The sequence below is a fragment of the Mycobacterium sp. DL440 genome (genome assembly GCF_011745145.1).
Classification (GTDB): Bacteria; Actinomycetota; Actinomycetes; order Mycobacteriales; family Mycobacteriaceae; genus Mycobacterium.
The window spans coordinates 5,225,000-5,249,707 of record NZ_CP050191.1 but is presented as its reverse complement, the minus strand read 5'-3'; the positions used below and the strand labels follow the sequence as shown (position 1 = coordinate 5,249,707).

The window sequence follows — 24,708 nt, the reverse complement described above, 5'->3', positions numbered from 1 at the left end:
GACCACACCGCGAGCATTAGGCTCATCGAACGTGTCCGACGCTGTTGTTACTGATGCCGAATTGCTGGCCGGCGCGCTGGTCGCGCTGAACCACCGCGCCGAGGTGCTGCGCGCGCTCGGTGCGGCGTTCGCTGCAGCGGGCCACGAGCTGTATCTGGTCGGCGGGAGTGTGCGCGATGCGCTGCTGGGCCGGCTCACCGATGACAGTGATCTCGATTTCACCACCGATGCCCGTCCAGAGCAGATGCTGACGTTCCTGCGGCCGTGGGCCGATGCGCTGTGGGATACGGGGATCGCGTTCGGCACGATCGGTGTGGGCAAGCGGGTGGGCGGGGTGGAGCACCGCCTTGAGATCACCACGTTCCGGGCTGACAGTTATGACCAGGTGTCGCGGAATCCGACGGTGGAGTTCGGCGACAACCTCGCTGACGACCTGGTGCGCCGCGACTTCACCGTGAACGCCATGGCGGTGCGCATCACGGCCGACGGTCCGGCCGAATTCCACGATCCCCTGGGCGGTTTGGCGGCGGTGCAGGCCAAGGTGCTCGACACCCCGTCGGCGCCGGAGGTGTCGTTCGGGGACGATCCGCTACGGATGTTGCGCGCGGCCCGGTTTGTTTCGCAGCTCGGGTTCGGGGTGGCACCGCGGGTGCTGGAGGCGCTGCTGGAGATGGCGCCGCAATTGCAGCGCATCACTGTCGAGCGGGTGGCGGCTGAACTCGACAAGCTGCTGCTCGGTGCCGATCCGGTGGCCGGGGTCGATCTGATGGTGCAGACCGGGCTCGGTGAGGTGGTGCTACCCGAGGTCGGCGAGATGCGGATGGCCATCGACGAACACCATCAGCACAAGGACGTGTACTGGCATTCGCTGACGGTGTTGCGGCAGGCAGTGGATCTCGAAGACGAGGGCCCGGATCTCGTATTGCGTTGGGCCGCATTGCTGCACGACATCGGCAAGCCGGGGACGCGCAAGCACGAATCCGACGGCGGCGTGAGCTTTCACCACCACGAGGTGGTCGGCGCGAAGATGGCCCGCAAGCGGTTGCGGGCGCTCAAGTACTCCAAGCAGATGATCGACGACGTGTCGCAGCTGGTGTACCTGCATCTGCGGTTCCACGGCTACGCCGACGACAAGGGCACGGGGAAGTGGACCGACTCGGCTGTGCGGCGGTATGTCACCGATGCGGGTCCGCTGCTGAGCCGGCTGCACAAGCTGGTCCGGGCCGACTGCACGACGCGGAACAAGCGCCGCGCCGCACGGCTGCAGGCCAACTACGACGATCTGGAGAACCGGATCGCCGAACTGGCGACCAAGGAGGACCTGCAGCGGGTGCGGCCGGATCTCGACGGCAACGAGATCATGGAGATCCTCGGGATCCCGGCGGGCCCCCAGGTCGGCGAGGCCTGGAAGCACCTCAAGGAGCTGCGGCTCGATCACGGGCCGTTGTCCCGCGAGCAGGCGATCGACGAATTGCTGAAATGGTGGAACGCCAGGAGCTGATCGTGCGTCTGATCAGTCATGGACTATTGCCTGGGTGACCCGGACGGGACCGCAACGATCTTCACCGGTGTGCCCGATGTGGATGTGGACGGTGACGGCAGCCTCGACGGCATCGGGCTGGATGTCGACGGGGACGGTCGGATCGACGATGTGATGGCTGATTTCGACGGTGACGGTGTTGCCGATCACCTGGTCCGGGACCACCCCGAGGATCCGGCCTACTTCTCCGACGATGGTTCGGGCACCTGGGCGGTGAGTGTGGACCGGTCCGGGCAGGTGCGCTGGTTCGGGCTCGACGGGGTCGAGCAGGCCGCCGGCGGGCCGCTGGTGGATTTCGACGGTGACGGCGCAGCCGACGACCGGCTGATCGACGTTGACGGGGACGGCCTGGCCGATCGGGTACTGACCGGGGAGCTGGCGCACGTCGACACCGACGGGGACGGCCGTTGGGACATGAAGCTGGCCGACACCGACGGGGATGGCCGCGCCGACTCGGTGTCGTGAGCGCCGACTCTGCGGTGAGGGCGTGGGTCTCTCGAACTTCCGCGCCCTGAGCGCAGAATCGAATTTCGCTAGTCGGCGGCTCAGCCCCGTCCGGCGCCCGGCGGCCCGGCGAAAGCCTGCGCAATCGTCAGCCACGCGGCCGCGTCGTCGCCCACCGCGGTCACGTCGAGTTCGGCGGGCGCCCGGCGCTGGGTCACCAGCATGCAGAAATCTTCGGCCAATCCCGTCACACGCTGCGGCGCGTCGTCCGGTCCCCATTCCCACAGCGAGCCGTCGGGCGCGTGCAGCTCGACCCGGAACGGCGCGGCCGGCGGTGTCAGCCCGTGCACGGTGAACGCGAAATCCCTTGTGCGCACCCCGATGTGGGCGATCGAACGCAGCCGTGCGGTGGCGGGCCGATGTACCTCGAGCGCGTCGGCGACATCGAGACCATGTGCCCAGGTCTCCATCATGCGGGCGGTGGCCATCGACGTCGCGCTCATCGGCGGCCCGAACCAGGGCAGCTTGCGGCCGTCGGCGACGTTCACGAGTTCGGTGTGCAATCTCGTGCGGGTCTCGCGCCAATCAGCGAGCAACTGCTCGGGTGGCGTGAGTGCGAGTTCTTCGGCCGCGGCGTCGACGAACCCGGTCGGGTTCTGCATCGCCTCGGCGAGGACGGCGTCGAAGCCGGCCTGGTCGGTGATGGCGATGACCGACACCCGGTCGGTCCACAAGAGGTGGGCGATCTGATGGGCGATGGTCCAACCCTCGGCCGGGGTGGCGGTGGCCCAGCGCTCGGGCGGCAGGTCCGCCACCAGGGCATCGAGTTCGTCGCTCTCGGCGGACAGGTCGGCCACGATCGGCCCGGCGCTCACCATGGCGGCCAGCCTAGACCGGCGATCAGGCCCGCTTCGGAGATGCCACCGCGGCGTGCAGTCCGAGCCCGACCAGATAGGCCACGGCCCCGGCGGCCACCAGGCCGGGTGAGTATCCATCGGCGGGGATCACCGCGGCCGCCGCCGCGATGGCCGCGACGAACGAGATCCAGAACAGCGCGTCCTGCACGGTGAACACGTGACCGCGCAAGGCGTCGTCGACGTCGATCTGCATCGCCGAGTCCGCGCAGAGCTTCACCAGCTGTCCGGCCGCGCCGAGCAGGAGCCCACACGCCAGCATCACCGGGACATGCAGCCCGATGGCCACCAGCTGAATCACCACGGCGAGGCTGAGGGCGCCGTTGGCCGTCGCATAGCGTCCGAACCGGGCGATCACTGCCGGGGCCGCCACCGTCGCCGCGAACTGTCCGATACCCCCGAACGCCATGAACAGCACCGCGCTACCCAGGCCCAGCCCGGTCACATCGGGGTTGTCGGTGTGCCGGACGATCACCAGCACCAGCAGCGAGTTGATCCCGAACGCCATCCGGTGTGCGGCAAGCCCGGCCAGGGTTCCCGCGACGGGCCGCACGGCCCACACCGTGCGGGCGCCGTGCACCCAGCCGGTGGACACCGCGTAGGCGACCGAGCCGTGGATGGCGCGTTTGCTCTCGTGCGGTCCCAGCACGTGCGGACCGAAGCGCACCGACAGCCACAACGCGAGCGCCACCGGGAGCGCCACGATGAACATGACCACCGAGGCGCCGGTGTCGTCGGCACCGAACAGCTTGCGCGGCAGCAGCATGAAGTCCGCGCCGAGGAAGGCCGCCAGCGAGCCGATCGCGGTGGCGACCGAGTTCATCGTGACGATCCGGTCTTGCGGCACCACATCGGGCAGCGAGGCCGACAGACCCGACGAGACGAACCGGGTGAACCCGTTGACGATCAGGGCACAGCACAGGATCGGCACGTCGCCGACACCGAAGGACAGCAGAGCACCGACCACCAGCACCACGAGCAGCCGCCCCACATTGGCGCCGATGAGCACCAGGCGCCGGTCCCAGCGGTCCAGCAGCGCCCCGGCGAACGGGCCGAGCACCGAGTACGGCAGGAACATCACTGCGAACGCCATGGCGATCTGCCATGGCTCGGCTTGCCGCTCCGGGTTGAACAGGATCGCCCCGGCCAGCCCCGCCTGGAACAGGCCGTCGGCGAACTGGCTGACTGCGCGCAGTTCCAGCAGCCGGCGGAATTCGGTCATGCCACGCAACGAGTCCCAGAGGGCACGGGGGGCGCGAACATGAACCACCCGATCAACAGTACAAAGCTGCGCCGAAATCCGACCGCGCCCGGGCTTGTTCGCCACGTCTCGGCAATCGCGGTGCCATTATGTAGGCGTGGCGCAGTCAGAAGACCCGGAGGATTTCATCGCGCCTGCAGCGCAGCGGGTACGGCCGGGCACGCTGCTGCTGGCCAATACCGATCTGCTCGAGCCGACCTTCCGGCGCAGCGTCATCTACATCGTCGAGCACAACGCGGGCGGCACCCTCGGCGTGGTGTTGAACCGGCCGAGCGAGACGGCGGTCTACAACGTGCTGCCGCAGTGGGCGAAGCTCACCACCAAACCCAAGACGATGTTCATCGGCGGGCCGGTCAAGCGGGACTCGGCGCTGTGCCTGGCGACGTTGCGGGTCGGCATGCAGGCTGACGGTGTGCCCGGACTGCGGCACGTGCAGGGCCGCGTGGTGATGGTCGATCTCGACGCCGACCCGGACTACCTGGCCCCGATCATCGAGGGTGTGCGGATCTTCGCCGGATACTCCGGCTGGACCATCGGCCAATTGGACGGTGAGATCGAGCGGGACGATTGGATCGTGCTGTCGGCGCTGCCGTCGGACGTGCTGATCGAGCCCCGCATCGATCTTTGGGGTCGGGTACTGCGTCGTCAGCCGCTGCCGATGTCGCTGTTGGCCACCCATCCGATCGACGTCAGCCGCAACTAGCCCCGTACTTGCAGGCCGTCACTTACAAGACAACGTGCAGCTGGCGCACGAGCCGGCGCAGTCCGCTGCCGAGCCGGTGCCTGCCTCGGCCGCGGCGACCGCCTTGGCGCTCTGCCAGCAGCCGGCGGCGACCGTGGCGACGGCGCCGATGATGCACACCATGACGACCATCAGGCCGGTGTGGGGCGCGGCGGCCAGGGCGGCGGCACCACCCGCGGCGAGCATCACCGCGGCGGCCAGTTGGGTCGGGGCCACAGCCCTCAGAACCGAGCGCACGGGATCACCGGTGCGAGGCCTGGTCAACAACCACAGCCCGAGCACACCGACGATGACGGCGGCGCTCAAGCACAGCAGCGCGGCGATCAGCATGCGCCACACAATACGAGGCGCCGGTCGGTATTGCGAGGTCGGGGCGGGGTCCGGTACTTCAGCCCTGCAGGCCCAGGAGCTGGGGCAAACCCGGCTGCGGCGCGGCTGCGGCCGGGGCCGGGGTAGCTGGCGGCGGGGGAGCCGCCGCGGCCGGCGCGCTGACCTTGAACCCGGACACGATCGCGTCGGCGGCGTCGGCAGCCGCGGAAACACCCTGGTTGGCGGCCGAGGAGTTCACCGACAAGGACACCAGGTAATGGTCGGGGCCCGCGGTGGCAAGGATGTGCCTGCGTGACGTGTTGAGCATCTGGCTACCGGACAGGTAGCTACCTTCGATGAATGCCGACGGGAAGCCGTTGAAGTCACCCATGGCCATGTCGGTGGGGCGCCAGTTCTGCAGCTGCTGGGTGTCGACGTAGCCGTGGCTGGCGGCTTCGACCGGGTCGAAATTGCCGACGAGCTTGTAGACCACGACCTGTGCGTTGGGGGTGTAGAGGTCGGTGCTGGAGCGGTCGGCGATCACCGCGAAGGCGTCGGGAACGTTGGGATCGGGCACTTTGGTCCAGCCCGACGGCAGTGGCAGGACGATGCTGAGCGCCTTGAAGTCGTGGCTGACCTGAGGCTCCATCTTCACGCCCTTGCTCTTGAAGAAATCGGCAAGGGTGCCCGAGGAGGCCGGGTTGATGGTCTGGGCCGGCGGGGCGGTCGCGGCGACCGCTGGTACCGCATTGACCGGAGCGGCGGGGGCAGCGGCGGCGGGGGCGCCGGGCACGGCCGGAGCCAGGGGAGCCGCCGGTGCCGCGGCGGGGGCGGCCGTGACGGTCTGGGTCACTGTCACCGGGCCGGGGACGCTGGGAACCGGAAGCAGGGGTTCGGCCGAGGCGGTTTGACCGGCGAAACCGACAACCCCGGCCACGCCGACGGCCGTGCCCGCTGCCAGCACCCGCCACCGGCGGGTCAACTCGATCATCGCTTGTGCCTCCCGCAACCGTGCCCCCACCTGGGGACCTCATCCACTAGGGGCCGAGACTATCCAGCGATCACGGTCGGCCACCAGCACCTCAACCGACCTGGAACCAACCCCTGACAGGGCCGCGATGCAACCGATACCAACCTGTGGCCTTCGCCGTCGAAAGACGGGCGGTGAGCTGCTCAAACCGTGGCCTTATACCCTGAACGGCGTGATCGAACCCGCCACCACCTCCCAGTCAGGGCAGTCAGAGGACTCCCCGCACCACCGTTACACCGCGGAACTGGCGGGTCAGATCGAGCACACCTGGCAGGAGCGGTGGCACGCGCTGGGGACTTTCAATGTGGCCAATCCGGTGGGCTCGCTGGCACCGGCGGACGGCTCGCCGCTGCCTGCCGACAAGATGTTCGTACAGGACATGTTCCCGTACCCGTCCGGCGACGGTCTGCACGTCGGGCACCCGCTGGGCTACATCGCCACCGACGTCTACGCCCGGTTCTACCGCATGACGGGCCGCAACGTGCTGCACGCGCTGGGCTTCGACGCGTTCGGACTGCCGGCCGAGCAGTACGCCGTGCAGACCGGGACGCACCCGCGCATCCGTACCGAGGCCAACATCGTCAACTTCCGTCGGCAGCTGGGTCGGCTGGGTCTGGGCCACGACTCGCGGCGCAGCTTCGCGACCACCGATGTGGACTTCTACAAGTGGACACAGTGGATCTTCCTGCAGATCTACAACGCCTGGTTCGACACCGTGGCCAAGAAGGCCCGGCCCATCACCGAGCTGGTGGCCGAATTCGAGTCCGGGGCACGGACTCTCGACGACGGTCGGACATGGGGCGGGCTGTCGGCAGCCGAGCGCGCCGATGTGGTGGACAGCTATCGGTTGGTGTACCACGCCGATTCGATGGTGAACTGGTGCCCAGGCCTGGGCACCGTGCTGGCCAACGAGGAAGTCACCGCCGACGGCCGCAGCGACCGCGGCAACTTCCCGGTGTTCCGGAAGCACTTGCGGCAGTGGATGATGCGTATTACCGCCTACTCAGACCGGCTGCTCGACGACCTGGAGTTGCTGGAATGGCCAGACAAGGTCAAGGCCATGCAGCGCAACTGGATCGGCCGCTCCACCGGTGCATCGGTGGAGTTCGGCACCGCGGCGGGCGATGTCGAGGTGTTCACCACCCGCCCGGACACCCTGTTCGGTGCCACCTATCTGGTGCTGGCTCCCGAGCACGATCTGGTGGACGCGCTGGCGGCCGAGTCCTGGCCCGAGGGCACCGATTCACGGTGGACCTTCGGTGCGGCGACTCCGGCCGAGGCCGTGGCCGCCTACCGTGCCGGGATCGCCGCCAAGTCGGATCTGGAGCGCCAGGAGAACAAGACCAAGACCGGCGTGTTCCTCGGCGCGCACGCCACCAATCCGGTTAACGGAGCACAGGTTCCGGTCTTCATCGCCGATTACGTGCTGGCCGGATACGGGACCGGCGCCATCATGGCGGTGCCCGGTGGTGACCAGCGGGACTGGGACTTCGCCACCCAGTTCGGCCTACCGATCGTCGAGGTGGTCACCGGCGGCGACATCTCCGAGGCCGCCTACAACGGCGACGGCGCGATGGTCAACTCCGACTACCTGAACGGGTTGTCGGTGGCCGAGGCCAAGCAGGCCGTCATCGAACACCTGGAGGCCGACGGCCGCGGCCGGGCCCGGATCGAGTACAAGCTGCGGGACTGGCTGTTCGCCCGGCAGCGGTACTGGGGTGAGCCGTTCCCGATCGTCTATGACGCCGAGGGGCGCGCCCACCCACTACCGGAATCAGCTCTGCCGGTGGAACTTCCGGATATCCCGGACTACGCGCCGGTGTCGTTCGACCCCGACGATGCCGACAGCGAACCGTCGCCGCCACTGGGCAAGGCCACCGAATGGGTGCACGTCGAGCTGGATCTCGGTGACGGCCTGCAGACCTATACCCGCGACACCAACGTGATGCCGCAGTGGGCGGGAAGCTCCTGGTACGAGCTGCGTTACACCGACCCGCACAATTCGGAAGAGCTGTGCGCCAAGGAAAACGAGGCGTACTGGATGGGCCCGCGGCCGGCCGAGCACGGGCCGAACGATCCGGGCGGGGTCGACCTGTACGTCGGCGGTGTCGAGCATGCGGTACTGCACCTGCTGTACGCGCGGTTCTGGCACAAGGTGCTGTTCGACCTCGGCCATGTCAGCTCGAGCGAGCCGTACCGCCGTCTGGTCAACCAGGGCTATATCCAGGCCTTCGCCTACACCGACTCCCGCGGCAGCTATGTCCCGGCGGCGGAGGTCATAGAACGTGAGGGCGCGTTCTTCTGGCCGGCCCCTGAAGGTGAGATCGAGGTCAACCAGGAGTTCGGCAAGATCGGCAAGAGCTTGAAGAACTCCGTCTCACCCGACGAGATCTGCGATGAGTACGGCGCCGACACCCTTCGGGTCTACGAGATGTCGATGGGTCCGCTGGAGGCTTCGCGTCCGTGGGCCACCAAGGATGTCGTCGGTGCGCACCGCTTCCTGCAGCGGGTCTGGCGCGCGGTGGTCGACGAGTCGACGGGCGCGGTGCGGGTCGCCGCGCATGAGGCACTCGACACCGACACGCTCAAGATCCTGCACCGCACCATCGTGGGGGTGACGGAAGACTATGCGGCGCTTCGTAACAACACGGCCGCGGCCAAGCTGATCGAGTACACCAACCACCTCACCAAGGAGGGGGTGTCGGCGCGCGCCGCGATCGAGCCGCTGGTGCTCATGGTGGCCCCGTTGGCGCCGCACCTGGCCGAGGAGTTGTGGAAGCGGTTGGGCCACGACATCTCACTGGCGCACGGGCCGTTCCCGGTGGCCGATCCGCAGTACCTGGTGGACGACACCATCGAGTTCCCCGTTCAGGTCAACGGCAAGGTGCGCGGCAAGATCACGGTGGCCGCCGACGCAGACAAGGCGGCGCTGGAAGCTGCGGCGCTGGCCGACGAGAAGGTGCAGGCCTTCCTGGACGGCGCCACGCCCAAAAAGGTCATCGTCGTGCCGGGACGGTTGGTCAACCTCGTCGTCTAGAGCGATTTGGGTGCGTTCGGCGGCGCCCACCGCCGCTGTACGCACCCAAATCACCCGGGGCGGACCACGATTTCGTGGACGTGCCCGTCAGGCGGGGTGGTGACGGCGGTTGCCACCAGCCCGGCGACCGTGTCGGGTTTCAGGAACTTCGCCGGGTCGTAATCACTGGCCACGTCGGTCACCGCGCTTTCATAGGCCACCAGGTCGCGCTGCATCTCGGAGTCGGTGCGCCCGGGGAAGATCGAGGTGACCCGCAGCGACGGTTCGTCGGCACGCAGTGAGTCGGCGAAGGCCCGCAGCGCGAACTTGCTTGCCGAGTAGGACGCCATACCCGGCGAAACCTTTTGTCCAGCACCGGAATTGATGAAAACCACATGCCCACGGGCGGCGCGCAGGGCGGGCAGTAGGGCCAGGGTGAGTGCCACCGCGCCGGTGACGTTCACCTCGAAGGATGCCCGCCACTGTTCGGCGATGGATTCGGAGACCCGGCCGGGGTAGAGGACGCCGGCGTTGTGCACGAGCACGTCGAGTTCGGCGAGGACCTCGGTGGCCGATTCGATCGAATCGGCGTCGGTCAGGTCCAGCGGCCAGGTCGGCGCGCCCAGACGTTCGGCCAGCGCATCGAGGCGGGCCGAGGGGCGCCCGGCCAGGAGCAGGGTGTGAGTGGGAGCAAGGGCGGCGGCGATGGCCGAGCCGATGCCGCCGGCGGCTCCGGTGATCAATGCAGTCGGCACGACTGCAACGTTACTGTGACGCCCGATGCGACGGGGCCGACCTGCGGACCGGGGCGCAACGTCGCATCATGGTAGGGATGCCACCGGATCCCAGCTTCGCTCCCACCCAGCTCGCCGCGCGCGCCGCCTACCTGCTGCGCGGCAACGACCTGGGTGTGATGACCACTGCCGCGCCGTTGCTGTATCCGCACATGTGGAGCTGGGATGCGGCATTCGTGGCGATCGGCCTGGCCCCGCTGAGTGTGGAGCGCGCCGTGGTGGAGCTCGACACCCTGCTCTCGGCGCAGTGGCGCAACGGGATGATCCCGCACATCGTGTTCGCCAACGGCGTCGACGGCTACTTTCCGGGCCCGGCCCGGTGGGCCACCTCGGCGCTGGCCGCCAACGCGCCGCGGGTCCGGCACACCTCGGGCATCACACAGCCGCCCGTGCATGCGATCGCGGTCCAGCGCATCCTCGACCACGCCCGCAGCCGGGGTCGGTCCACCCGCGCGGTGGCCGAGACATTCCTCGATCGACGGTGGGCCGACCTGGTGCGCTGGCATCGCTGGCTGGCCGAGTCGCGCGATCAGGACAGCCGCGGCCGCATCACGCTGTATCACGGGTGGGAGTCCGGCATGGACAATTCGCCGCGCTGGGACAGCTCCTACGCCAACGTGATTCCCGGCAATGTGCCGGAGTATCAGCGCGAGGACAACGCCATCATCACCGACGCAACGCAGCGGCCCAGCGACCTCGAGTATGACCGGTACCTGTGGCTGCTCGAGGAGATGAAATCCGTTCGCTACGACGATGATCTGCTGTCGAAGGTGATGAGCTTCGCGGTCGAGGACGTGTTCGTCTCGGCGATCTTCTCGGTGGCCTGCCAGGTGCTCGCCGAGATCGGGGAAGACTACAAGCGCCCGCTTTCCGATGTCCGTGACCTCTACTCGTGGGCGGAGCGCTTCCGGGTCGGCGTCGTCGAGACCGCTGACGAACGCAGCGGTGCAGCAAGGGATTACGATGTCCGAGCGAAGAAGTGGGTGGCCACCGAGACCGTCGCGCAGTTCTCCCCGCTGCTGTGCGGCGGGCTGCCGCACGAGCGCGAACGGGCCCTGCTCAGACTGCTGGAAGGCCCGCGGTTCTGCGGGCATCCGGATCTGAAGTACGGGCTCATCCCGTCGACGTCGCCGGTGTCGCGGGACTTCCGGTCGCGCGAATACTGGCGCGGCCCGGTGTGGCCGGTGATGACGTGGCTGTTCTCGTGGTGCTTCGCCCGGCGGGGCTGGGCCGAGCGGGCCTCGACGCTGCGCCGGGAAGGGTTGCGTCAGGCCAGCGACGGGACTTTCGCCGAGTACTACGAACCGTTCACCGGCGAGCCGCTGGGCAGCATGCAGCAGTCGTGGACCGCGGCTGCGGTGTTGGACTGGTTGGGATGACCCGGCTACTCGGACTTGGCGTGGGCAGCCTGGGTTCGCTCGTTCTGGACCGTCAGCCGCTCCAGCGGGGCCAATGCGGTGGCGAGGGTGGCGAGGTCATCTGGGCTCAGGTTGGCCAGCCGGGCGGCGAGATCGGCCCGACGGGCGGCCAGCGATTCGCGGTGCTGAACCAGGCCGCGTGGGGTGACCTCCACGAGCACGGCACGCAGGTCCGAAGGGTCGCGGGACCGCTTGACCAGCCCCAACTTCTCCAGCCGGCGGATCGCCACGGTGGTGGTGGGGGTGCGCACGCGCTCACGGGCGGCCAGTTCGGTCATCCGGATCGGGCCCTGGTCGAGCAGGGTGAGCAGGATCGAGAGCTGGGCCAGCGTGAGCTCTCCGGCAGTCCCCTTATGGGTGTCGCCGCGGCGCAGCACCGAGAAAACCTTGGAGAGTACGCGCTGCAACTCTCCGGCCAGCTCAGTGACCTGCGGATCGGGCTCTACCATAATTCGCTAGTCTAACCTGTCTGAAGCTGTCAGGTTGTCAGCTTGTTGCGTTTGACCCAGGGGTTTCACGGCACACTCACAGCACTTGGGACAGGAAGCGGCGCAGCCGATCTGTCTCGGCCGCTTCGAAGATCTGGTCGGGGGTACCCGACTCGACCACCTTGCCGTAATCCATGAACACCACCGAGTCGGCGGTGGAACGGGCGAAGCCCATCTCGTGGGTGACCGTCAGGATGGTCATCCCCTCGGCGGCGAGGTCGGCGATCAACTCCAGAATTCCCTTGACCAGCTCCGGGTCCAGCGCGGAGGTGGCCTCGTCGAAGAACATCACCTGCGGGGCCATGGCGAGCGCGCGTGCGATCGCCACGCGCTGCTGCTGGCCGCCCGACAGGGTTATCGGACGTACATCCGCCTTGTGCCGCAAGCCAACTCGATCCAGCTGCTCCAGCCCCACGGTGCGGGCATGCTCGGCGCTGAGCCGCTTGAGCTTTCGCGGGCCCAAGGTGACGTTGTCGAGCACGGTCTTGTGCGGGAACAGGTTGAACTGCTGGAACACCATGCCGATGCGCTGGCGCAGCTGGTCGGGATTGTCGGTGAGCACCGACCGTCCATCGAGCAGGATGTCGCCGCGGTCGGGTTCGTACAGACGGTTGAGGGTGCGCAGCAGCGTCGATTTTCCGGATCCCGACGGGCCGATGATTGCCGTCGTCGTACCGGCAGGCACGTCCAGGTCCACCCCGCGCAGCACCGTGTTCGGCCCGAAAGACAGTTGAATGTCCTTGGCGGCCAGCGCGACTGGCTGAGGTGCCGACATCAGATCATCTCCTGGTTGGTCGCCGCGGGCAGGGGATCCTCCTCGGCCGGGGGGCGGCCCCTGCGCAGCCGGTTGTCGACGAAGTTGACCAGGTGGGTCAGCGGGATGGTGAGCAGCAGGTAGAACAGCCCGGCCGCGACCAGTGGTGACAGATTCCCGGTCTGCGCGTTGAGATCTCGGCCCACCTGGAACAGTTCGCGCTGGCTGGCGACCAGACCGAGGAAGTACACCAGCGACGAGGCCTTCAGTAGCGAGATGAACTGGTTCATCAGCGCGGGCAGCACCCGCCGGATGCCCTGCGGAACGACGACCAGGCGCATCGACGAGGCGTAGCTGAAGCCCAGGGCGCGTGAGGCTTCCAGCTGGCCGGGCTCGATGCTCTGGATGCCCGAGCGGAAGATCTCCCCGACGTAGGCCGCTGCCATCAGCCCGAGCGCGGCGATGCCCAGCGGGTAGGGGCTGTTACCGGTGAGCGATCCGACGATGGGGCCGATACCCAGTCCGATCAGCAGGATGATCACCACCTCGGGTAGGCCGCGGAAGATGTCGGTGTACACGCGGGCCGGCCAACGCAACCACCGCGACCGCGAGATGCCCGCCACGGCCAGGACCATCCCGAGCACGAGTCCGATGACGCTGGCGCACACGGTCAGGATGAGCGTGTTGGGCAGGCCGGTGCGCAGCAGGTCGGGGACCGCCTGCTTGTAGAGATCCCAGTCGAGGAACGAGTCCGCCAGTTGCGCGAGTGTCGATTTCGCTGCCACCGGACCCCCGGCGGCGGGTTTTTCCTTGGCGGCGGCGATCGCGGCGAAATCGGGCAGCTCGGGAACGGGCGCGGCCTTGGAGCCAGGTTTCCAGCCGGGCGGCAGTGCCCGCGGGACCCAGTCGGAATAAAGCTGGGCCCACGTCCCGTCTGCAATGACGGCATCCAGTCCGGAGTTCAGCGCATCGATCAGCGGCTGGTTCTCCTTGGCCACCGCCCACGCCACGAAATTGTCCAGGCTGAAGGTGTTTTCGATGATCTGCGCCGGGTCGCCGGGCTGCACCGTGCCCGAGGCCTGTTGTGAGGGTGCCACCCAGGCGTCGATCTGGCGAGTCTTGAGGCTGGCGTAGACGGTGTTGTAGTCGGGGAATTTCACCGGCTGCAGGTGCAGCGTGTCGATGACGTAAGCCTCTTGCACGGTGCCCTGCACCACGCCGATGCGCTGTCCGGCGGCGAGCTGGCCGAAGCCCGTGATCGGTGAACCGCTGGGCACCACGAGCGAGAAGTAGCCGAAGTCGTAGCCGTTGGTGAAGCCGACGGTGCGCCGCCGGGCGTCGGTGGTGGTGATCGACGAGGAGGCCACGTCGAAGCGCCGGGAGGCGGTCTGGGCCAACAGACCGGAGAAGTCGGTGCCGACGAATTTGATGCGCAGGCCGAGCTTGTCGGCGATGGCGCGTAGCAGCTCATTGTCGAAACCGGTGAACTGTCCGGCCGAGTTGATGCAGATGCTGGGCGGCGCGTCCGACAGCGTCCCGACGGTGAGGACGCCGGGGGTGCCCAGGCCGAGGTTCTCGGGCCGGATCGTGTCCAGGGGCACGACGGTGGCGGTGGTGTACTTGTCGGCGCCGGGTCCCGTGGCGGCGGCAGCCAGGTTGGTGGGCAGTGCGCTGGCGCTGTCCACGCCGGGCGGTGCGCACTGGTCGACGTCCGCCCCGGCGGGTGCTGCAAAGACCAGCCCGAACAGCATCAGGACCGTGGTCAGCAGCGCGGCCGATCGTCTGGCGTCCATTTGATGCAACCTAGTGGGCGGGCGCCCGGTGATGAGGGATTCCGCTCAAGGGGACCGCAAGTCGCCGAAGACCCCGCGCCGGGTGAGCTCCCCGATCATGATCTGCGCCATCTTGTCGGCCCGCTCGGTGCAGGCCATGCGGGCCGCCCCGGGATCGCGGGCGTTGATGGCGGCGGCTTCATCCTCGTAGCCGGCGAGAAATTCGGCCTTGGCCTTCGGGTAGCTGATCCAGAATTCCGAGGGCGCAAAGCTCTTCCCGGCGCGGATGGTGGCGTGCAGCCGCGGCCCGGCGTACTCGTCGTTGATCGAGTCGCGGAACACCCAGCACGCCTCTTGGAAGGTCTTGGTGTCCTTTGCTGAACGCATCACGCGCAACGTGTCATCGAGATGCGCGACGATGCGCGGAGTCGGGTTGGTGGCGCAGCGGGCCGAGGCGATGCCGTTCAGAATCCCGTACAGCTCGTGGTGCTCGGCAACGGTGGCCTCGTCGAAGCGGGAGACGAACGCGCCGCGGTGATATCGCGTCGAGAGGATTCCGTCGTGCTCGAGCTGCACCACCGCCTCCTGGATGGGGACGCGGCTCAGCCCGAGGTCACGGACGATCTCGTTGCGGTCGATGCGGTCACCGGAACGCAGCTTGCCCGTCATCACCAGATTGATGATGTGAGTGACAACCTGATCTTTCTCCTTGACCCCGTAGTTTTTGGGCACCCTTTTTAACTCCCCCTTTTTGTCGGGACGCACACCCCCCGTGCGTTTGCGTTTCGCAAGTTTCTCACGGGTGGCTGTAAAGGGTGGCGCAAGTAGCCTCAGCTCATCCGCTGACCTTTGCGCGCCCGGTCGTCGCGCCAGCGGCAGAGGGCCTCGGCGCCGGTCAGGTCGTAGTCCGGCCCGTTGACCCCCACGGTCAGGATGCTGACCCCCAGATCGGCCAGTGCGTCGGCCTCGGCGAGCATGGCGTCGATCCCCCCGGACTCCTGTACGCCTGCCGAGCGCTGCACAGTCGACGGGTCGCGGCCTGTCGTGGCGCAGTGCTCGGCGAGCACCGCGGCCTTGCCCGGATAGGTGGTGTGGTCGACGAATGCGTGCCAGATGTGGGCGTGCTCGGCCACGAGGCGCAAGGTCTTGCGTTCGCCCTGACCACCGATGAGGATCGGGATCTCGCGGGTGGGCGCCGGGTTGAGCTTGGCCAGCCGGGCCTCGATCCGCGGCAGCGCTTCGGCCAGATCGTCCAGGCGGCTGCCCGCGGTGCCGAACTCGTACCCGTACTCGTCGTAATCCTTTTGTTTCCAACCACTTCCGATACCAAGAATGAGCCGACCGTCGGAGATGTGGTCGACGGTGCGGGCCATGTCGGCCAGTAGTTCGGGGTTGCGGTAGGAGTTGCAGCTGACCAGTGCGCCGATCTCGATGCGCGAGGTCTGCTCGGCCCAGGCGCCGAGCATGGTCCAGCATTCGTAGTGCGCACCCTCGGGATCGCCGTAGAGCGGGAAGAAGTGATCCCAGTTGAAGGCGATGTCGACGCCGATGTCCTCACAGCGGCGCACTGCGTCGCGGATGTGGCTGTAGGTGGGGGAGTGCTGCGGCTGCAGTTGTACGCCGATGCGGATGGGATGGCTCACTTTTCCGAGCCTACTCACGCGAATCGGGTGGTCGAGGTTCGGACTTTCCCGCCGGGTCAGCCCAGCAGACCGCGCAGGAGCTCTACCAGCTTCGCCGGCTGATCGCCCTGCACGGAGTGGCCGGAGTCGGCGACAACGTGGGTGCGCTGAAAGCCCGGTGCGTTATTTGCGAACGTCTCGGCGTCTTCGTCGTTGACGAAATACGAGTTGGCGCCGCGGATCAAGGTGGTGGGCATGGTGATCGCCGGGACGTCGTCCCACAACCCGTCAAACCCGTCACCCTTGCGGAACGTGTCGTACCGCCACGTCCAGGTGCCGTCCTCAAGCTGCTTGGAGTTGTGGAACACACCGCGCCGCAACGAATTCCGGTCCCGATGTGGCGCGGCGGCGACGGTCACGTCGAGCATGGCCCGAAACGTCGGGAAGGTGCGGTTCTCCTGCACCAGGGCGACGGTGCCCATCTGCGCCTTGGTCATCTCGTTGTGACGCTCGGGTGCCGACGGCGTGACGTCGACCAGTGCGAGTTCGGGTACCAGCCGGGGCTCGGTTGCCGCGATCCGCAGTGCGGTCAATCCACCCAGCGACATCCCGACCACCAGTCGCGGGTCAGGGGCGTGGGTTTCCAGAACCGGAATCAGGCTTGCCGCATTCAGTTTCGGGCCGTAGTCGCCGTCCTCCCGCCACGCCGAACGGCCGTGGCCGGGCAGATCCACCGCCAGGGCCGGCTCGCCGAGTCCGAGGATGACGGTGTCCCAGGTGTGGGCGTTCTGGCCGCCGCCGTGCAGGAACACGATGCGTGGGGTGGCGGTGCCGAACTTCAGCGCGCTGATCGGCCCCTGCTCGATGCGCTCGACCGGCGGCAGTGGGCCACTGGCACCGATCTGTTCGGCGTTCTCGTCGAGGAGGCCGAACTCGTCGAGCGTGAGCAGGTCGTCATCGGAGATCTGGGGCTTGGCCACCCCGGGACCCTAACCCGGAAACGACTCTGCGCCCAGGGCGTGGTTGTGCGAGAAGCACACGCCCTGGGCGCAGAGTGAAAACGACGAGGGTCAGCCCTCGATGAAGGTCTCCAGCTCGATGCGGGCGACGTCATCGGCGATCTGCTTCGGCGGGCTCTTCATCAGGTAGGCAGACGCTGCCTCGATGGGGCCGCCGATGCCGCGGTCCTTGGCGATCTTGGCGGCGCGCACCGCGTCGATGATCACGCCGGCCGAGTTCGGCGAGTCCCAGACCTCGAGCTTGTACTCCAGGTTCAGCGGCACGTCACCGAAGGCGCGGCCTTCCAGGCGCACATAGGCCCACTTGCGGTCGTCGAGCCACGCGACGTGGTCGGACGGGCCGATGTGGACGTTCTTGTCCTCGACCTTGCCGGCCAGTGAGCCGGTCAGGTTGGAGGTGACGGCCTGGGTCTTGGAGACCTTCTTGGACTCCAGGCGTGAGCGCTCCAGCATGTTCAGGAAGTCCATGTTGCCGCCGACGTTGAGCTGGTAGGTGCGGTCCAGCGTGACGCCGCGGTCCTCGAACAGCTTGGCCATCACGCGGTGGGTGATGGTCGCGCCGACCTGGCTCTTGATGTCGTCGCCGACGATCGGGACACCGGCGTCCTCGAACTTCTTGGCCCACACCGGGTCGGAGGCGATGAACACCGGAAGCGCGTTGACGAAGGCCACGCCGGCGTCGATGCAGCACTGGGCGTAGAACTTGTCGGCCTCTTCGGAGCCCACCGGCAGGTAGGAGACCAGCACGTCGACCTTGGCGTCCTTGAGCGCCTTGACCACGTCGACCGGCTCGAAGTCGGAGATCTCGATGGTGTCGGCGTAGTACTTGCCGATGCCGTCGAGCGTCGGGCCGCGCTGCACGGTCACGTTGGTCGGCGGCACGTCGGCGATCTTGATCGTGTTGTTCTCGGAGGCGAAGATGGCCTCGGACAGGTCGAAGCCGACCTTCTTGGCGTCCACGTCGAACGCGGCGACGAACTTCACGTCACGCACGTGGTAGGGGCCGAACTTCACGTGCATCAGGCCCGGCACAGTCGTGTTCTCGTCGGCGTTGTGGTAGTACTGCACGCCCTGGACCAGGGACGATGCGCAGTTACCGACGCCGACAATGGCGACCCGGATTTCTCCTGCGTGCTCAGACATGGACGATCTCCTTACTCGTTCTGTGTGCTCGGCCTGGGGCCTTGTGCGGGTCTGTGCTCATATGTTTTCCGAGCGCCCCTGTGCCGTACGTTCGGCCGCGATCAACTCGTTGAGCCATTTCACTTCTCGTTCGCTGGACTCCAGGCCCAGCTGGTGCAGCTGACGGGTGTAGCGGTCGAATGAACTGCTGGCCCGCGCCACGGCTTCCCGCAGACCTTCCCGACGTTCCTCCACCTGACGGCGCCGCCCCTCCAGGATTCGCATCCGGGCCTCGGCCGGGGTGCGGTTGAAGAAGGCGAGGTGGACACCGAACCCGTCGTCAGAGAAGTTCTGTGGCCCCGTGTCGGCGACCAACTCGGTGAATCGCTGCTTGCCGGCATCCGTCAGCTGATACACGCGCCGAGCGCGGCGCACCTTGGTCGGTCCCAAGGGTGCGGCGTCCTCGACGATCAGGCCGTCGGCCTGCATGCGACGTAGTGCCGGATAGAGCGACCCGTACGAGAACGCCCTGAATGCCCCCAACAGACCCGTCAATCGCTTGCGCAGCTCATAGCCGTGCATGGGTGACTCGAGAAGAAGACCCAGGACTGCGAGCTCCAGCATCGAGAACACCCCTTTCGACAGATCAGATGGGATTGATCGCTACGACGGATCAACACCTCGCCAAACTGTATCGCGCCGATATATTTGGTGCCAAGTGAATGCCGTCGATTGTCGCGCTGGAGCGGCTGCCGGGCACGCGTGTCACGCCAGAGTGACGCGAGCGGTGCAGAGGGCAACGAAGGTCGGCTCCGGGCGGGCCGGAGCCCGGTTCACCCGTTGTTGCGGTACATCCCCTTGACGGTGCCGTCGGGGTAGAGGTCGATGTTCCCGCCGCCGAAGTCGCTGCTGACGATGACCGCGATGTTGATGGCCTCAGGGGTCGAGGGATCCTCGGATGGTGTGATGCGCAGCCACGTGCTCTTCACGTCGGCACGTTTGGTGTTGAGTGTGTCGGGCGCGCCCCGCATGACACCGAGCGCCTTTTCGTAATCGAAAGCCGCCAGGTCGACGAGGCGATCTTCTTTGTCGATGCTCCGCGGATCTGAGCTCGGGTCGCCCCAGCCACCGGTGTACCGGTAGTAGACCTTCTTGCGGCTGTCCTGCGGATCCGGGCGATACAACAGGGCCGAGTCCGGATCGATGTGCAGTTCGAAGCCGCTGGTGTTGCCGAACTTCTTGCGCATCTGCTCGAACAGGCCCTTGACCCCGTTGAGCGATTGCAGCTGTGTCGGCGGGGTCAGCACCACCGGGTCGACGCCGTCCGGCACCGCCCCTGGGTCGGGGTTGAAACTCAGTGGTGAGGAGGTGTTTCCGTACAGGCCCCAGCCGATGCCGATGCCGAGCACCACAAGTACGGCGGCCGAGGCCAGCCGCAGCCCCCACCCGGAACCGGCGGGCTTACGAATGCGGGGCAGGCGGGGCTCGGTCAGCGTCGGCATCTGCACCGACGCGTTGGAGTTCTGCAGATCATCGACCAGGCGGGCCAGGTCTCCCAGGGTCGTGGCGGTGGTGGCCGCCGACACCCGTTGGCGGTGTTCTTCCATGGACAACTGGCCCTCGCCGAGCGCGTTGTCGAGCACCTTGCAGGTGTCGTCGCGATCGCTGTCTTTGGCCCTGGTGGTCGAGGTCTGCCGAGTTGCCACGCCGATGATCGTAGGAGGTGTGACGCGGTCGCGCCTCGGTGTCGAGGGGGTCGACGTACTCTGGTCATCGTGCGATTGCAGAGACAGGTGGTGGACTACGCGCTTCGGCGGCGGTCCCTGCTGGCTGAGGTCTATTCGGGGCGCACCGGCGTCTCGGAGGTCTGTGATGCCAACCCGTACCTGCTGCGCGCGGCAAAGTTTCACGGCAAGCAAAGTTCGGTGATGTGTCCGATCTGCCGTAAAGAGCAGCTCACGCTGGTGTCGTGGGTTTTCGGTGAACATCTGGGCCCGGTATCGGGCTCGGCGCGCACCGCGGAGGAGCTGGTGATGTTGGCAACTCGTTACGACGAGTTCGCAGTCCATGTGGTTGAGGTATGCCGCACCTGCAGTTGGAATCATTTGGTCAAGTCATATGTCCTGGGCGCGCCTCGGCCGCCGAAGGCACGTGGCACTCGAGGCACGCGCAAATCGGCGCGTACGGCCAGTGAATAACGAAGGGCGCCATAGCCGGTCAGCCAACGACATCCGGAGTGCGGCTGACCGCCTTGGCGCGCGCGAGAATCCGCCGCCCGCTCGCGAGAAGCGGCCGCCGGCCCGGGATCCGCGGCCACCGGCCGAGAGTGCGTCCACGGGACGGCCGAATGGTCCCACCGGTCGTCCCGGTCGTCCGGCGGTACCGCCCGACGACCGGCTCACCACGGTGCTGCCTCCGGTGCGCGACGGCGGGCCGGGCCCGTTGGACGTCGTCAGAGCAGCGATGGACGGCACTCCGCCGCCGAAACCGCCGCCACCTAAATCTCCCCCTCCGCCGCCGGGGGGCGGCCGTGCGGCGGGGTCTTCAGGTCCGTCGGGTCCGGGGCCGACCCGGCAGTTCCACATCAACTGGAAGCTGGTCCGACGCCTGTCGATAGCCGCAGTGGTGGCGATGGTCCTGCTTCCGCTGGTGACCTTCGGTATGGCGTACATGATCGTCGACGTCCCGCAGCCCGGCGACATCCGCACCAATCAGGTGTCGACGATCATGGCCAGCGACGGCAGCGAGATCGCCAAGATCGTTCCGCCGGAAGGCAACCGGGTCGACGTCGGCATCGACAAGATCCCTGAGCACGTCCGCAACGCGGTGATGGCCGCCGAGGACCGCGACTTCTACACGAATCCGGGCTTCTCGTTCACAGCGCTGTTGCGCGCGATCAAGAACAACCTGGTGGGCGGTGATCTGCAGGGCGGATCGACCATCACCCAGCAGTACGTCAAGAACGCACTCGTCGGTGACGAGCGCTCCGGCATCGGCGGTCTGATCCGTAAGGCCAAGGAGCTGGTCATCTCGACCAAGATGGCCAGCGAATGGTCCAAAGACGCTGTGATGCAGGCGTATCTGAACATGATCTATTTCGGTCGCGGCTCGTACGGGATCGCGGCGGCGGCCAAGGCGTACTTCGACAAGCCGGTCGAGCAGCTCACTGTCGCCGAGGGCGCACTGATGGCCGCGCTGATCCAGCGCCCGTCGACGTTGGACCCCGCCGTGGATCCGGAGGGCGCCGCCGAGCGGTGGAACTGGGTGCTCGACGGCATGGTCGACATGGGCGCGCTGTCGGCCCAGGACCGCGCCGGACAGGTGTTCCCGCCGACGGTGCCGCCGGACCAGGCCCGCCAGGCCAACCAGACGACCGGCCCGAACGGACTGATCGAGCGGCAGGTCACCAAGGAACTGCTGGATCTGTTCGACATCAGTGAGCAGGCGCTCAACACCGAGGGTCTGCAGGTCACCACCACGATCGACCCGCAGGCCCAGCAGGCCGCCGAGGCCGCGGTGACCAAGTACATGGATGGCCAGGAGTCCGACATGCGGACTGCGGTGGTCTCCATCGATCCGCAGGATGGCTCGGTCAAGGCCTACTACGGCGGCTCGGATGCCAATGGCTTCGACTTCGCCCAGGCGGGCCTGCCGACCGGTTCGTCGTTCAAGGTGTTCGCGCTCGTCGCTGCCCTGCAGCAGGGCATCGGCCTGGGCTATCAGGTCGACAGTGGGCCGGTGACGGTCAATGGCATCAAGATCAGCAACGTCGAAGGTGAAGGGTGTGGCACCTGCTCGATCGCCGAAGCGCTCAAGCGGTCGCTGAACACCAGTTACTACCGGCTGATGCTCAAACTGGAGCACGGCCCCGAGGATGTGGCGAAGGCTGCGCACGATGCCGGTGTGGCCGAGAGTTTCCCCGGCGTCGAGCACACGCTGTCCGAGGACGGCAAGGGCGGCCCACCGAACAACGGTGTGGTGTTGGGCCAGTACCAGTCCCGGGTGATCGACATGGCGTCGGCGTACGCGACGCTCGCAGCCTCCGGTGTCTATCACAAGCCGCACTTCGTGCAGAAGGTGGTGAACTCCTCGGGCCAGGTGTTGTTCGACGCCTCCAGCCAGGACAACGGCGAGCAGCGCATCGACAAGGCGGTGGCCGACAACGTCACGTCGGCGATGCAGCCGATCGCCGGCTGGTCGCGCGGGCACAACTTGGCCGGCGGGCGCGCCTCGGCCGCCAAGACGGGCACCAACCAGCTCGGCGATACCGGTGACAATCGTGACGCCTGGATGGTCGGCTACACGCCGTCGCTTTCGACTGCGGTCTGGGTGGGTACCTCCGACGGTGTGAACCCGTTGAAGACACCGGCGGGTGGGCCGGTCTATGGATCGGGTCTGCCGTCGGACATCTGGAAAAGCACCATGGACGGTGCGCTGAAGGGTACCGACAACGAGACGTTCCCGAAGCCGACTGAGATCGGTGGCTATGCGGGTGTGCCTCAGGCCCCGGCGGCGCCGCCGCCCGGGACGCTCCCGAACGGTCCGCAGGTCTCGGTGATGCCTTCGGAGACCGTGATTCAGCCGACCATCGAAGTGGCCCCGGGGATCACGATCCCGATCGGCCCCCCGACGACCGTGCCGATCGGACCGCCGCCGGGAGCACCTGTTGTGCCCGGCGCGCCGGGGGTTCCGGTGCCACCGCCGCCTCCGTGACGGACCGGGTATCGCCGGCTCGGTCGGGAGGGCTGGATTCGCCGGCCCCGCCGGTCGGGTTCGACTCGCCGGCTCCGCCGGCAGAAGACCAGCGGAGCGCCAACGAACGCGACCTCCCCAGCCGCAACGACCCGCTGGCCGAGGCGCTGTCGCAGACCGTGGGCGGACCCGTCGGCCGACATGCGTTGATCGGTCGGTCGCGGTTCATGACCCCATTGCGGGTGATGTTCGTCATCGCCGTGGTGTTCCTGGCATTGGGCTATACCTCCAAGACCGCGTGCCTGCAGACGACGGGCAAAGGCGGCGCAGGCGAGCGGGTGGCCAACTGGGAGAACAACCGGGCCTATTACGAGCTGTGCTACTCCGACACCGTTCCGCTCTACACCGCAGAGTTGTTGAACCAGGGCAAGTTTCCCTACAAGTCCAGTTGGGTCGAGAACGACGCAACCGGTAAGCCGCGCCTGCAGTACGACGGCAGTCCGGCGATCCGTTACATGGAGTATCCGGTGCTGACCGGGCTTTACCAGTACACGTCGATGTCACTGGCCAAGACCTACACCGCGCTGACGAAGCTGGTGTCGGTCCCGCTGGTGGCCGAGGTGGTGATGTTCTTCAACATCTCCGCGTTCGGTTTGGCGCTGGCCTGGTTGGCGACGATCTGGGCCACCTCGCGACTGGCCGGCAGGCGAGTGTGGGATGCCGCGTTGGTGGCCGGCTCACCGATCGTGATCTTCCAGGTGTTCACCAACTTCGACGCGCTCGCGACAGCCTCTGCTGCAGGCGCGATGCTGGCGTGGGCCCGGCGAAAACCGGTGTGGGCCGGGGCACTGATCGGGATCGGCGTGGCGGCCAAGCTGTATCCGCTGCTGTTGTTCGTTCCGCTGGTCCTGCTCGGGTTGCGCACCGGGCGTCTGCGGGAGGTCGGCAAGACGGCGCTGACCGCGGTCGCGACGTGGTTGGTCATCAACCTGCCGATGATGGTGCTGTTCCCGCGCGGGTGGTCCGAATTCTTCCGGCTCAATACCCGTCGCGGTGACGACATGGATTCGCTGTACAACGTGGTGAAGTCGTTCAGCGACTGGCAGGGCTTCGATCCGGACCTGGGTTTCTGGCAGCCGCCGACGGTGCTCAACACTGTGACCGCAGTGTTGTTCGCGGCGTGCTGTATCGCGATCGGCTACATCGCACTGACGGCGCCGCAACGGCCCCGGTTGGCGCAACTGGCGTTCCTGGTGATCGCTGCCTTCCTGCTGACCAACAAGGTGTGGAGCCCGCAGTTCTCGCTGTGGCTGGTTCCGCTGGCGGTACTGGCCCTGCCGCACCGCCGAATCCTGTTGGCGTGGATGACGATCGACGCTCTGGTGTGGGTGCCACGCATGCTGTATCTGTACGGCGAGGCCAACAAGGGCCTACCTGAGCAATGGTTCACCACCACCGTGTTGCTGCGTGACCTCGCGGTGATCATGTTGTGCGCGTTGATCATTCGCCAGATCTATCGTCCGGAACTGGATTTGGTTCGGCACGGTGGCCGCATCGACGACCCCACCGGCGGAGTGTTCGACCGCGCGTCCGACGCCCCGCCGCGCTGGCTGCCGGACTGGCTGCGGCCCTCAGCTGACCGGGTGCGGATCGAACCTAGGCCTGACCCCGAGCCGGAGTTGGCGGACGCCGCCTCGGTTGTCACGCCAGAGTGACGTTCGATGCCGACGGCCACGCTGGCGTGACAACGGGTGGGATCAGCCGTGACGTG

Annotated in this window: 22 protein-coding genes; 8 read left to right on the top strand and 14 right to left on the bottom strand. The window is 67.1% G+C overall.

Annotated elements, in window-relative coordinates; all coding sequences use genetic code 11:
• Positions 1-31 precede the first annotated feature (31 nt).
• Positions 32-1,501: a CCA tRNA nucleotidyltransferase gene (locus HBE63_RS25620; protein ID WP_166907380.1), complete on the top strand. Its 1,470-nt coding sequence runs from the start codon at positions 32-34 to the stop codon at positions 1,499-1,501.
• Between the two features lie 18 nt (positions 1,502-1,519).
• Positions 1,520-2,005 (top strand): pullulanase, encoded by a 486-nt coding sequence (locus tag HBE63_RS25615; RefSeq protein ID WP_166907378.1) that lies wholly within the window; start codon positions 1,520-1,522, stop codon positions 2,003-2,005.
• 80 nt (positions 2,006-2,085) lie between these two features.
• On the opposite strand, the gene HBE63_RS25610 is transcribed toward HBE63_RS25615, so the two are convergent.
• A complete protein-coding gene (locus tag HBE63_RS25610) occupies positions 2,086-2,862 on the bottom strand; it encodes a TIGR03084 family metal-binding protein (RefSeq protein WP_166907376.1) in 777 nt (258 codons plus the stop codon).
• A gap of 22 nt (positions 2,863-2,884) precedes the next feature.
• On the bottom strand, positions 2,885-4,120 hold the full coding sequence (locus HBE63_RS25605) for an MFS transporter (protein WP_371814817.1): 1,236 nt from the start codon (positions 4,118-4,120) through the stop codon (positions 2,885-2,887).
• A 136-nt stretch (positions 4,121-4,256) separates the two neighbouring features.
• Here HBE63_RS25605 and HBE63_RS25600 point away from each other — a divergent pair, with 136 nt between their 5' ends.
• A complete protein-coding gene (locus tag HBE63_RS25600; protein ID WP_166907372.1) occupies positions 4,257-4,862 on the top strand; it encodes a YqgE/AlgH family protein in 606 nt (201 codons plus the stop codon).
• 18 nt (positions 4,863-4,880) lie between these two features.
• On the opposite strand, the gene HBE63_RS25595 is transcribed toward HBE63_RS25600, so the two are convergent.
• Entirely contained in the window at positions 4,881-5,231 is a 351-nt protein-coding gene (locus tag HBE63_RS25595) for a hypothetical protein (RefSeq protein WP_166907370.1), read from the bottom strand.
• Positions 5,232-5,289: 58 nt separating this feature from the next.
• Positions 5,290-6,201, bottom strand: coding sequence for an LpqN/LpqT family lipoprotein (locus tag HBE63_RS25590; RefSeq protein WP_166910205.1), 912 nt, complete (start codon positions 6,199-6,201; stop codon positions 5,290-5,292).
• 211 nt (positions 6,202-6,412) lie between these two features.
• Here HBE63_RS25590 and leuS point away from each other — a divergent pair, with 211 nt between their 5' ends.
• Positions 6,413-9,277 (top strand): leucine--tRNA ligase, encoded by a 2,865-nt coding sequence (gene leuS, locus HBE63_RS25585; protein ID WP_166907368.1) that lies wholly within the window; start codon positions 6,413-6,415, stop codon positions 9,275-9,277.
• Between the two features lie 50 nt (positions 9,278-9,327).
• Here the strand turns inward: leuS and HBE63_RS25580 are convergent, their stop codons facing one another.
• Complete coding sequence (locus HBE63_RS25580; protein ID WP_166907366.1) at positions 9,328-10,011, bottom strand: SDR family oxidoreductase; 684 nt, start codon at positions 10,009-10,011, stop codon at positions 9,328-9,330.
• 77 nt (positions 10,012-10,088) lie between these two features.
• Between HBE63_RS25580 and HBE63_RS25575 the strand changes: the two genes are divergently transcribed.
• Positions 10,089-11,429: an amylo-alpha-1,6-glucosidase gene (locus HBE63_RS25575; RefSeq protein WP_166907365.1), complete on the top strand. Its 1,341-nt coding sequence runs from the start codon at positions 10,089-10,091 to the stop codon at positions 11,427-11,429.
• Positions 11,430-11,434: 5 nt separating this feature from the next.
• Here the strand turns inward: HBE63_RS25575 and HBE63_RS25570 are convergent, their stop codons facing one another.
• The 9 genes from HBE63_RS25570 to HBE63_RS25530 all read right to left on the bottom strand — a co-directional run bounded on the left by HBE63_RS25570 (position 11,435) and on the right by HBE63_RS25530 (position 19,951).
• Positions 11,435-11,917 carry a MarR family winged helix-turn-helix transcriptional regulator gene (locus HBE63_RS25570; protein ID WP_166907364.1) on the bottom strand — a complete coding sequence of 161 codons (483 nt, stop codon included), beginning with the start codon at positions 11,915-11,917 and terminating at the stop codon, positions 11,435-11,437.
• 76 nt (positions 11,918-11,993) lie between these two features.
• A complete protein-coding gene (locus tag HBE63_RS25565) occupies positions 11,994-12,731 on the bottom strand; it encodes an amino acid ABC transporter ATP-binding protein (protein ID WP_166907363.1) in 738 nt (245 codons plus the stop codon).
• Positions 12,731-14,503, bottom strand: a complete 1,773-nt coding sequence (locus HBE63_RS25560) for an ABC transporter substrate-binding protein/permease (RefSeq protein WP_166907361.1) — start codon at positions 14,501-14,503, stop codon at positions 12,731-12,733. The genes HBE63_RS25565 and HBE63_RS25560 overlap by 1 nt, the downstream gene beginning before the upstream one ends.
• 45 nt (positions 14,504-14,548) lie before the next feature.
• On the bottom strand, positions 14,549-15,214 hold the full coding sequence (locus HBE63_RS25555; RefSeq protein WP_166907360.1) for a GntR family transcriptional regulator: 666 nt from the start codon (positions 15,212-15,214) through the stop codon (positions 14,549-14,551).
• A 98-nt stretch (positions 15,215-15,312) separates the two neighbouring features.
• On the bottom strand, positions 15,313-16,143 hold the full coding sequence (locus HBE63_RS25550) for an LLM class F420-dependent oxidoreductase (protein WP_166907359.1): 831 nt from the start codon (positions 16,141-16,143) through the stop codon (positions 15,313-15,315).
• A gap of 38 nt (positions 16,144-16,181) precedes the next feature.
• The gene (locus HBE63_RS25545) at positions 16,182-17,084 is read right to left on the bottom strand and encodes an alpha/beta fold hydrolase (protein WP_166907358.1); all 903 of its coding nucleotides are present in this window, start codon (positions 17,082-17,084) and stop codon (positions 16,182-16,184) included.
• 90 nt (positions 17,085-17,174) lie between these two features.
• On the bottom strand, positions 17,175-18,266 hold the full coding sequence (locus HBE63_RS25540; protein WP_166907356.1) for an inositol-3-phosphate synthase: 1,092 nt from the start codon (positions 18,264-18,266) through the stop codon (positions 17,175-17,177).
• Positions 18,267-18,323: 57 nt separating this feature from the next.
• Entirely contained in the window at positions 18,324-18,869 is a 546-nt protein-coding gene (locus tag HBE63_RS25535; protein WP_055120968.1) for a PadR family transcriptional regulator, read from the bottom strand.
• A 209-nt stretch (positions 18,870-19,078) separates the two neighbouring features.
• Positions 19,079-19,951 (bottom strand): DUF1707 domain-containing protein, encoded by an 873-nt coding sequence (locus HBE63_RS25530; RefSeq protein WP_166907355.1) that lies wholly within the window; start codon positions 19,949-19,951, stop codon positions 19,079-19,081.
• A gap of 69 nt (positions 19,952-20,020) precedes the next feature.
• On the opposite strand from HBE63_RS25530, the gene HBE63_RS25525 reads away from it, so the two are divergent.
• Genes HBE63_RS25525 through HBE63_RS25515 form a run of 3 tightly spaced genes read left to right on the top strand, consistent with a single transcriptional unit; the run spans position 20,021 to position 24,652 of the window.
• Positions 20,021-20,443, top strand: a complete 423-nt coding sequence (locus HBE63_RS25525) for a DUF5318 family protein (protein WP_166907354.1) — start codon at positions 20,021-20,023, stop codon at positions 20,441-20,443.
• Entirely contained in the window at positions 20,436-22,958 is a 2,523-nt protein-coding gene (locus HBE63_RS25520; protein ID WP_305848712.1) for a transglycosylase domain-containing protein, read from the top strand. The genes HBE63_RS25525 and HBE63_RS25520 overlap by 8 nt, the downstream gene beginning before the upstream one ends.
• A 32-nt stretch (positions 22,959-22,990) precedes the next feature.
• Positions 22,991-24,652 carry a glycosyltransferase family 87 protein gene (locus HBE63_RS25515; RefSeq protein ID WP_166910201.1) on the top strand — a complete coding sequence of 554 codons (1,662 nt, stop codon included), beginning with the start codon at positions 22,991-22,993 and terminating at the stop codon, positions 24,650-24,652.
• Positions 24,653-24,708: the final 56 nt, after the last annotated feature.

Coding starts and splice junctions, on each gene's coding strand:
- HBE63_RS25615 (WP_166907378.1), top strand. CDS start 1,520: ATGGACTATTGCCTGGGTGACCCGGACGGGACCGCAACGATCTTCACC.
- HBE63_RS25610 (WP_166907376.1), bottom strand. CDS start 2,862: ATGGTGAGCGCCGGGCCGATCGTGGCCGACCTGTCCGCCGAGAGCGAC.
- HBE63_RS25605 (WP_371814817.1), bottom strand. CDS start 4,120: ATGACCGAATTCCGCCGGCTGCTGGAACTGCGCGCAGTCAGCCAGTTC.
- HBE63_RS25595 (WP_166907370.1), bottom strand. CDS start 5,231: ATGCTGATCGCCGCGCTGCTGTGCTTGAGCGCCGCCGTCATCGTCGGT.
- HBE63_RS25590 (WP_166910205.1), bottom strand. CDS start 6,201: ATGATCGAGTTGACCCGCCGGTGGCGGGTGCTGGCAGCGGGCACGGCC.
- HBE63_RS25575 (WP_166907365.1), top strand. CDS start 10,089: ATGCCACCGGATCCCAGCTTCGCTCCCACCCAGCTCGCCGCGCGCGCC.
- HBE63_RS25570 (WP_166907364.1), bottom strand. CDS start 11,917: ATGGTAGAGCCCGATCCGCAGGTCACTGAGCTGGCCGGAGAGTTGCAG.
- HBE63_RS25565 (WP_166907363.1), bottom strand. CDS start 12,731: ATGTCGGCACCTCAGCCAGTCGCGCTGGCCGCCAAGGACATTCAACTG.
- HBE63_RS25560 (WP_166907361.1), bottom strand. CDS start 14,503: ATGGACGCCAGACGATCGGCCGCGCTGCTGACCACGGTCCTGATGCTG.
- HBE63_RS25540 (WP_166907356.1), bottom strand. CDS start 18,266: ATGTCTGAGCACGCAGGAGAAATCCGGGTCGCCATTGTCGGCGTCGGT.
- HBE63_RS25535 (WP_055120968.1), bottom strand. CDS start 18,869: ATGCTGGAGCTCGCAGTCCTGGGTCTTCTTCTCGAGTCACCCATGCAC.